We start from the raw sequence: 10,363 nt of genomic DNA, 5'->3' as shown, positions 1-10,363 counted from the left end.
TCTATAGACCATAGTACTATGGAATAAAAGTCCATGGATATCTTTGAGTTAACTATCATTGAATTGTTTTCATTCATCACAAACTGTGTTGTTTAATTCTTTCGTATTGAATTGATCTACTCCGCTTTCCCAATGTCTTGTTTCCTTTGCTTCTTAATATGAAATCAAGTCCTTTATTCATTGTTTGTGATGATTGCCTCACATATGGGGATATTTATCCATTCAAAACATGAGTGGTATGTGTGTCAATCTTCTGTGTTCTTTTTCTAGAAAGTGTTTAAGAATTCTCATGACAAGTTATGTATATACTGTAGTTTGTGATATACTTCCACTGAAAGCATAGATTTTGTGATGGAGGGTCTTCAGCATGGGGATTGTATTAACTGTTGCTAATAATAAAGGTGGAGTTGGAAAAACACTGGTGACTCTTGCCGTAGCAAGCACTATTACCTGGCTTCAGAAAAACGATGCAAGTGAACTTCCACAGAATATGCGCAAATTGCCTATACTTGTTGTTGACACTGACCCCCAGGCAAACACCACAGAAGCGCTTGGCATAGATCCTGTTGAAGTACCGGTGAACATTCTTGAGCTATATGAGAATCCCGCAGTGATTGAAACTACTAGTGGAGTATCTCTTCTACAAGCTTCTCCGAAGCACAAGAACATCGTGGTGATACCCTCCTCGATAAAACTTGAGAGTATCAGCAATACTCTGCCATCACAGATTGACGGAAGAACGCGGTTAAAGGACGCTATAGATCGGGTGAGAGATAACTACGCTCTGATAATTATTGACACCCCACCGTCGTTGGGAATTTTTACTCAAAATGCTGTTGTCGCGGCGGACAATATCCTTATTCCCCTGACTCTCACAAAACACGCCCTGCTGGGCGTAAGTAATATGCTCACGTTCTTGGTCACTGCGAAGAAGAGTCAGAATCCACGATTGAATGTGTTAGGACTCTTAGTTAACGCGTATGACAAGCGATATCGTCTCCAGACCTCATTATTGAAAGCAATTCAGAAGGAGTACGACAGCTTCTCGTTTAATACAATCATTCCTACTTCTTCTCGAATGGTGGAGAACATAGCCGCGCGTAGAAATCTTCTCCACAATATAGCTGTAGACCATAGAAATATTTTAATAGGCCTACTCGGAGAGTTATTTGCTCGTATCGACAATCCTGCTGTCTTCCACAAGGGATGAGTTCAATGACAGATAAAGCGAAGAAAAAGAAAGATACGATCTTAGAAGAGATTCTTCACTCGAGCGAAAACGTTAATCAAATTGGTGTTGAACAGGCGCGCCTACTATCAAAAGCCGAATCCTATGAAAAAGATGTGGCGTCCATTTGGGGAGTCCCCGAGTCTGCTGAAACTCCGGATTCTAAACCCGCCAATACAGATATTAAACCAAGTAAATCAAAAGAATCTGAGGATGATTCACAAAATGTATCTGATAAACAATCTATAGAAGATAGTTCTATGGAAGATACTACCATGGAAGTAACGTCTATGGATGTATCGTCCAGTATAGAAGAAACGGCTATAGAAGAAAGAACTATGGAACATACTTCCATAGAAGAAACTGCCAGAGAGGAACAACCGTCTATAGAAGATCATTCCATACATGAACACAAGTCCATAGAACAAAATTCCATAGATGACCCGTCCACTCTAACGATCGATTGGCAAATTGCCCTATATACATTAAGAAATTTCCCTGCATTTGTTCGAAGTCAAAATGAACTAAACCCGAATGAAAAAATAGTCTTAGAGCACATCTTTGATCGTGCGCTTCTGGAGGGGTCTCATATAGTTTCAATAACCAATAGCGATCTCGAGTCTCATCTCAACATCTCTTATAAGTGGGCTGGTAAAACAATACAATCTTTGGTCCACAAAAACTGGATTGACCACAAACTGTCGCTAAGCAAGAAGAAGAAGAGTAAAGCCTCTATTGAAAAGGCTCTTGATCATTTTATTAGAGCTGAATCGCTCAATATTCAAACTAAAGCACTTATCAGTCAGTTGTTTACTGGTGCTTCTATGGAAGAAAAGTCTATGGATCCCTATATGTATGTTCTGTTAGTTAGTAAGAATATATATAAACTAACTAACGAACAGAACATTGAGGCATCTATAGAAGAAAGTTCCATAGATGATAAATCAGTACGAGAACACTTACTCTATTTTTCATCGTACAGTTCTCTAAAGCTAATACTTGTTTTTGCTACTTTGAAAGGATTTGATATCCAACAAATGTCAAAGAAGTTCCTTTTTTATCTTTCAGAGATGTTTTCTGACAAGACTTACGGAGAAAAGATTCCTGCAAGAGCTCAGAAAGTCGAACAAGCAATTATTGAAGCAATAAATTATGCTGCCCCAAAAGCTAAAAAGAATAAATGGGGTTATTTGGAGAAAGCATTAAAAGATGGTTGGGCTTTGAATCTCACAATTGATGATCAGGATAAATGCCAGGAGGAGTCAAACACTTGTTCGCACCTCTGCGAGGATCCGCAAAAAGTTTCTTTGTTTGGTGTTCAAGATATTCTTGATTTGGTTAATGCCTTTCCCGCTCTTACTGAAGGAAAAGAGGTTAGTGCGAATAACATTGATAATGTTAGGAAAGAGATTATAGAGTTCTTCGTTTTTACCCCAACAATAGTGGAAGAGTTTTTAGCAAAAAATGGTTTTAAATCACGCAGACCTTCTGATGAGCTGCTAGGATGAATCAAGCTATTTCATTACAACACGTGTTGTTCTTAGAACATTACTGTTTACTAAGTTGACCTCTTCTTTTGCTATTAGTTTGTGAAAGTTGTGAATAGAGATTATTGATATTATTTATGTAATGCTTTCTAAATAACAATTGTAGCTGCTTACATGAATTAATTTTTCATCAATTATCTTCGATTGAATTGATAAAACGCCCCCATTGGGATAGATGTGTTGACGGTAACTGGAGTTCAAAAAAAAGGAATGCTTTTTGCTTTTTAGTATCTTTTTTGATTGTTCTGGCAGTTGTTTTTTTAAGAGCATCTACGGACTATGAGATTCTATTTCTGTCCTTTGTTCGCTTTACGTTATCTGTCCAATACCATCTGTTTCTATCTTTAAGAATGCTAATGTAATCCTTGCCTTTAATCATATAATTACCATCTGCGCCTATTATCCATTTGACCGAATCACTTTGAATTTCGCGCACGATACTCTCGCGCTGTTTGAAACCGCCAAGTAGTCTTGCCTGGGTAATTGCTAAAAATTCGTCTAACATGGCTGAAATTCTTATATCAGCCAATATCAAGGCATAATCTGCAACGTTGTCAAACAGATACTTGCGCGTCAAGGGCTGAAAAACATAGCTTCTAGGTAGGATGGTGCCATTAACCTTGGCATTTTCATTCTTTTGTATCATCTGTCCGAGGCTATCTTTCCATTGACGTAGATTGTGTTTAGTGGCCTTATCATCCATATACTCATCTTCACCTCGCGCGATTTTCCAGGCAAGGTCAAGGCCGGTAAAGTATTCTGAATCCCAATCTAGACTGAACTGCATTTTAAGACCAATAAAAGTACCAATTGTATTTTGGATATCTTCCTTTATATGGGCCTCGAAGTCCCTCTTATAAGCGTTTAAATTTGCGTCTGTTAGGTTAAATACTGAGTATTTGTACATTATCTATCCCTCCCTATAATTGGCAATTGACATACTAAATTTGGCCTGATTATGCGCCGCATATTTCGCATCAAACTTCACCTGCACCATAGCCAAGCTGCGCGCGCGAAAATTGGTTTAGTGAGCTGTCATATTGTTGGCTTACTACTTGTCGATTAGGCCAATACTCTTCTATGCATATATCCTGGTAACTACCAATAGTTATGTCTGCAATAGTATACTTAGCAACAGCTGTAGACGAGCTGCCTATATTGGGCGTAGCATTAGTACCAAGCGAAACTGCATGCAAAAATGTATAGTTGAAAAAAACGCTAGGAATATGCATACATCACCTGGTTTCGACTATACCGACGCATGAATTTCAGACAACCATAAATGCGACTTGCACCACTTGCAGTTTCGCGCATTCTGGCTATCACATCGTAATCGACCGGGCCTTCAAACCCAAGGTGTCTCCAAAGCTCATTCCCATCAAAATATATACAGCAACGATTACCGAGAAGTCGATAGTTCGCATTTGTAATTGAGTGACAATTAGCGACCGCAGCATTAGTACCAAGCATTTTATTCTGGTTTATGCCGTACATATTTGATAGTTGTAATGAATTCACCTGAAGGTCTTTCTCGCGTTTGAAGCCGTTATCGGTTCTGTTTGGAGTGTTTACGGTAACATAAATCTCGCTCACTTTAATAACACCATCATTCTCAAGTTCCTTGATAATGTAGCGCGCAGTTCTTTTGCTTATATTGAATTTCTTCGCGATGCTTTCACAGCTGATAGGAATTTTTAATCTGCAGATAGTACGCTTAACAAGCGCCTTAACGAATTTCTTGTAACTATCCAACTCAGATGCCGGTATATCTACAACAAAACCGCCGAACATCTTACGCTGGCTTGCTAGATAAACTTTGTCTCCAAAGATGCCCCGAACATACTTTGATTTAAGAAATCTTTTTGCCCAGTTCTCTTTGCTTCTCCATGCATTTGAGTCCACGAGTCTTGCCACCTTATATACATCGTCCAGAGTGCAGAAACCGTTCTTATGAAGGTTTATAAGAACGGTGAACATATATAGAAGTTTCATTACACGCTTTCCGAACGTTATATATGGGGCGGCTTTTAACAGAATTTCTCTCTCCTTTCTTATCTATATTATGTATCGTATTAATTATAACACATATATAGATATAACACGGGTTTTCTCAAGATTGACAGGGCACTTTTTTAAATAAATTTCTCTGTGGATTTCCTTTGTAGGAGCGTCTTTAGAATGAATCATAAATTGGCGCCTAGAAAGTCGCTGTACCAGAAATTGGTATAGCAAAAACTGATATAGCAGATTCTGATATATCAGAAATTGATATATCAAAAAAAGGTATACCGGAAGAAGGTATGCCTGAAGCAGGTATAGCAAAAAATAGGTATCCCTTGAACGAGTACAGCGTTGTTTGCAATGCAAATATGAATCCCCTATTATTTTGAAATAAATGTAACATTTGATACAGTTGAAATATATTTATCTAAATCAGATTATCAGTTGGATTATGGATCTGAGAATTGTTGTCTATTGGTTCGGGGAAGCCTTTTGGTGTAAATAACTATCACTTTGATAATTCGCAATAAATAGAGCAGTTTGTTAAGGAGGCCAAATAGTGAAACGATTTAGTTCTCTTTTTGTGATTCTCGTACTTCTCTTAATGCTAGCTGGATGTCCATCTATTCAGACTATGAAAGATTCTACCCTGAAGGCTTTATTGTTTAATTCTCTTTCCGTCCCTAATTTTGATCCAGAAATAACAGAATATACGATTGAGCTTCCCAGAGGAACAACTGAAGTACCTACGATAAGCACTGTTCCAAATATCGAAGGCGTAACAATCGAAGTGATTAACGCGGAAACGGTTCCTGGAACAACTACGATAATTGTAACTGCCCTAGACGGTGAAACTGTGACCACATATCATATATACTTCACTGTGCAGAAGAATAATGATTCTTCTCTGAAGGCTCTTGAATACAACGAGATGCCCGTTCCGGGATTTAAGAATGATAAATTAGACTACGAGGTTATCCTTCCAGCGGGATCTGCTTATTTGCCAACGATTTCAGCTACTGCAAATGACCCAAATGCAACTATCAATATAACGCAGGTTCTCGAGCTTCCCGCTACTGCTTTTATTACTGTAACTGCCGAGAATGGAGTTACAACCTCTACCTATTCAATCCACTTCATTCCTGAGTACTCTATAGCGGCAACTTCGAATCCATCGGATGGGGGAAACATAACAGGTAGTGGTAACTATCTGCATGGAACTCATATCAATCTGACAGCCACAGCTAATGAAGGCTACGAATTTATTGACTGGACAGCTAATGGAGTGCAGGTTAGCAAAAGTGCAAGTTATTCCTTTACCGCTAATGCAAATAGGGCTCTTGTAGCGAACTTCAAGTTGAAGACCTATATACTAACCACCATTGTATTTGGTCAGGGTACAGTGGACAAAACTCCGGACAATGCCACTTATTCTTATGGAGACGTTGTCCAACTGACCGCCTATCCTGAGCAGGGCTGGAACTTCACAGGCTGGAGCGGAGATATTAGCGGTTCTGTAAATCCCGCAATAATTATTATGGAAAAAAGCAAAACAGTTGGCGCAACCTTCGCTGCAAGTAAGTACACGATTACAGCAACGGCGGGGGACGGAGGCAGTATTAGACCATCTGGAATTGTGCTCGTTAATCATGGTGAGGACAAGACTTTTACTATAACACCGAACGAGGGCTATATTATTGGGGATCTCATAGTAGATGGGCAGTCAGTTGGTCCAGACAATTCATATACCTTCAATGACGTTTCTGAAGAGCATACCATTCATGCCATCTTCTGTTTAGTGACTCCAACAACATATATGGTAACCTTCAACGTGAAAGACAACCAGGGCTCGATTCAGGATGCGCGCATTGCTTTCAACGGTGAGTCAAAGAATACAGATTCCCTGGGTAGGGCGGTTTTTTCTGGAGTGCCTTCAGGTAACGCAACCTACACCGTTAGCAAAGAAGGGTACAACGATGCAAAAGACAATCTGAATGTTGACGGCGACAAGACAGTCGATGTTTTTCTTGTAAAGAAGACTTACACGCTCGCAATAACCTTGGTTGGACAAGGAGTTGTAACCAAGAATCCGGATAAACCCGCATACTCTCACGGCGAAGTAATCCAACTAACAGCCTTCCCTTTAGAAGGGTGTACTTTTGCTGGATGGAGCGGAGGCATATTAAGTTCAGAAAATCCTGTAAATATAACGATGAACGAAGATAAAAGCGTGACAGCAATTTTTGAAGATATTCCGCAGTATGTGTTGACGATTGAGAAGACTGGTAATGGAAAAGTTACTGCCGATCCTGCACCTAATGAAAGTGGAAAGTACACAACGGGAACAGAAGTGACATTGACAGCCGTAGCCGATGCAGGATGGCAATTTGTTAAGTGGGTAGTCGGTGAAGAAGAGAAAGCGAATCCAACAATAAAAGTCACTATGGATGCAGACCAAAGTGTTGAGGCGTTCTTCAAGGAAGTATTTATTCTTACTATTACGAAGACCGGTGAGGGAACCGTTGATCCAGCTGTGGGAGCTCATGAGTACGATGAAGTTACTGAGGTTGTTCTTACCGCAACTCCTGCACTTGGCTGGCATTTCATCAAGTGGGTTGTTGGTGGTACAAATGTTTTTGAGAATCCGACAACTGTTGTGATGACTTCTCATAAGACTGCGAACGCAGTATTTGCTGAAGAAGGACCGCCGGTTGGTCCTTTTCCAAAGATAACCAAGCTCAACTTTACGACAGACGACTTCATGGTTTTTCAGCCCTGTGCTGAAAACCTTAACATAAGGTTCCAGGTGGCAGTGAGCGATCCCGATGGTGATCTTGCGGCTGCTGAGTACACTGTTACCCACGTAGTTGAGGGACTTTCCTTCTCAGAAGAGATTCCTGAAGACAAATGGGGAGCTGCGCCTTGGGTTTACACTGTTTCCAACAACACATTGAAAGACAACATCGGCAATCCTATTCCAGGCGGAAAGTACAACATAACTGTAGCCGCGACTGACTCTGAGGGCAATTATGCGACTAGCACGATTCCTTTCTTTGTTAAGTACGAGCTTTCGAGCCTTGAAGATGCCTGGATAGTTGAGTCCGAAGACAGCCAGATAAAAGTTGTAGACGGTCTTTGCGTTGTTGGCGAAGGCGATCCAGCGACAATTGGAGCCACGATATTCTTTGACTCCAAGATAACTGTGAGAATCTACCTGGTTGAGACTTCAGACACAGGCACTCTCGATGAAATGCTGACCAAGGGAGTAATGATTAAAGAGAAGGCATTCATTTCTGATTCAGCGGTCACGGAAGATGTGGAAATAGAGCTTCCTGACCTCAAGCCACTTATGGATGCTGGAACAGAGTACAACCTTCTCGTACTACTCTTCACTCCCGAGTGTGGAGCTCTTGGATGCGTATCATGCGGAATCGAGGCTTACAAGCTTATCGATTGTGATTTCGTTGAGGATACCGACCCGTCTATAGGAGAGTTCACTATCACCCTTTCTGTAAATCCCATAGATGGTGGATCAGTTAGCGGTGGGGGTACATACAATTCAGGAGATGAAGTGACTGTTGTTGCTACTCCCAGTCAAGGAAAGTATTTTGTAAACTGGACGGAAGATGGAGTTGAAGTAAGCAAAGAGCCGGTCTACACATTTATTGCCATGAAGAACCGTAATCTTGTGGCCAATTTTGAAATGAATCACGCGCCGGAATTTGACAGACTTCTGCCGGCTAACGGTGCGGTGAATCAGCCAGTAGATTTGAAGCTCGAATGGAACGCTGTTGATCCAGATGGGTCACCCGTAACTTATGATGTTTACTTCGGATACTCTAGCGATAACCTTATTAAGGTCATGGATGGAACAACTCTTGAGGAGTATTATCCAGATGTGATTAAGGGATTTACCTTCTACTGGAAAGTTGTCGCTTCAAACGGATCGGTCACAACGGATTCTGGAGTAATTGCTTTCTCTACGATAGAAGAAGTTCTCGCAGACAAATCCGTACACATAATCGATAATCTACTGGATAAGCAACCTTCAGATCCAGCAACGATTGCAGTACAAGTACGAGGTATCGGGGTTGTAGCGGGGTCTGAATTAGAAATAGAAATAGATACAAACTACATGGAATTTCTGAATAGAGATGGTCATACCCTTAGCGAATTTCTTGCATCTAATCCCGAGGCAACATTTGCAGACTTCGAACCCTGGTGCGAATACAAAGCTATTAGTACGGATTTCCTGTCAATAATGAAACTTAAGGATACTACCGGGTCCACCGTTTATCTGAGTGGAGCCTACAAAAATTCTGCTGGGAAGAACATTGCCGATGGGAATCTCTGGTTTATCTACGTGAAGACAAAGGCTATAACAGGAAGGACTGCCGCAGTTTTCAGCAGTGTCTCATTTGTTGATACTGCTTTGGTTGAAATTCCGGTTGATTCAAGTGATCAGGGACTTTTCATTGTGAAGTAATACCGGACTTATGTTCGGTATTTTTGAGATTCAGACTGTTTCATAGGTTAGACAAGTATTCATAGTCAATAAATAGCGGAAAGCGAGTAGATAAGTGGCCAGGGGAGGTAGTTGGATGAAAAGGGCAATCAGATTTGTCGCCATTGGTTTGCTGGTTCTGTTAATTGGAGGTTGTTTCCATTTAGACCAGAAAGCAGTTAATTCTGAAGAGCTTTCCTTAATTCTGAATGAGGACGGCTCAATATCCATTAAGGCGCTGAAGGAACTTACGGGGATAGATGTGATAGTGGCAGCCTCTATCGAAGAAGAAGCAATAACAGTTGGCGATTCCCTCTTGAAGATAGTAACTCAAAGCGATGAAGGCACAACGAGAATAGCAATAGTTTCTACTTCATCAAACATAATGGAAGGGGAAGAGATAGCCAGAATAGACGGTAATTTCACTACCTTGAAAAACCTGGTGATATCTTCTTCTGCTAAATATCTTGAAATACCTTCGCCGAAACCTCAGGCAAAGCCTCCGTTCCCGGATGGTATAAGCATAGTAGACGGAAGCATAGACAAGGCTTCTGAAGGCTACTTTCTTGTCCACGCTGAAAACGTCAATGGATTCGCCGGAGTTGAGATCACCATAACTTACGATCCACAATACATAATCATAGACAAATCCAAGGGAGAACAGGGAGTAACTCCTCTAAACTCATTCGGAACGGGACTACTAATAGTTCAACACACAGAAAACAGTATTAAGATAACTACTGCTTTCAACTCGGCAAAGAGTGTCAATAGTGAATATATCTACCAGATACATTTCATGGCCAGTCTAGTAGAGGGAAAGACATTGATTGGACTCTCGGGAGAGCTACGCGATGCAAACACTGGAATGATTCAAACAACGTTTCATGATGGTGAAATTACTATAGGCGGTCCCAAACTGATTGGTGACTTTGATAATAGCAACAAGGTGGATCTTCCAGACTTCATATTGTTTGCCAGAAGCTATGGAAGCGTACTTGGAGGAGAAGGCGAATATATTGAAACATACGATATTGCGCCTGCGGAGGACAAATACCAGGGAGTATGGGCGGGAATATACGACAG

The 10,363-nt window shown here is 40.8% G+C and carries 6 protein-coding genes; 4 read left to right on the top strand and 2 right to left on the bottom strand.

Annotated elements, in window-relative coordinates:
• Positions 1–367: 367 nt before the first annotated feature.
• On the top strand, positions 368–1,210 hold the full coding sequence (locus tag ENN47_01960; protein ID HDP76952.1) for a hypothetical protein: 843 nt from the start codon (positions 368–370) through the stop codon (positions 1,208–1,210).
• A 5-nt stretch (positions 1,211–1,215) separates the two neighbouring features.
• Entirely contained in the window at positions 1,216–2,736 is a 1,521-nt protein-coding gene (locus tag ENN47_01955) for a hypothetical protein (GenBank protein ID HDP76951.1), read from the top strand.
• 316 nt (positions 2,737–3,052) lie between these two features.
• On the opposite strand, the gene ENN47_01950 is transcribed toward ENN47_01955, so the two are convergent.
• Together ENN47_01950 and ENN47_01945 are read right to left on the bottom strand one after the other, a co-directional pair.
• The gene (locus tag ENN47_01950; GenBank protein HDP76950.1) at positions 3,053–3,682 is read right to left on the bottom strand and encodes a hypothetical protein; all 630 of its coding nucleotides are present in this window, start codon (positions 3,680–3,682) and stop codon (positions 3,053–3,055) included.
• A gap of 311 nt (positions 3,683–3,993) precedes the next feature.
• Positions 3,994–4,767 (bottom strand): winged helix-turn-helix domain-containing protein, encoded by a 774-nt coding sequence (locus ENN47_01945; GenBank protein HDP76949.1) that lies wholly within the window; start codon positions 4,765–4,767, stop codon positions 3,994–3,996.
• Positions 4,768–5,335: 568 nt separating this feature from the next.
• Here ENN47_01945 and ENN47_01940 point away from each other — a divergent pair.
• Both ENN47_01940 and ENN47_01935 read left to right on the top strand, forming a co-directional pair.
• Positions 5,336–9,262, top strand: coding sequence for a cadherin-like beta sandwich domain-containing protein (locus ENN47_01940; GenBank protein HDP76948.1), 3,927 nt, complete (start codon positions 5,336–5,338; stop codon positions 9,260–9,262).
• Positions 9,263–9,377: 115 nt separating this feature from the next.
• The coding region (locus tag ENN47_01935; protein ID HDP76947.1) for a hypothetical protein at positions 9,378–10,363 on the top strand (986 nt) is incomplete at its 3' end.

It is taken from the genome of Mesotoga infera (assembly GCA_011045915.1).
Taxonomy (GTDB): Bacteria; Thermotogota; Thermotogae; order Petrotogales; family Kosmotogaceae; genus Mesotoga; species Mesotoga infera_D.
The sequence above is the reverse complement of the archived record's forward strand: the minus strand, read 5'-3'. Positions and strand labels throughout refer to the sequence as shown.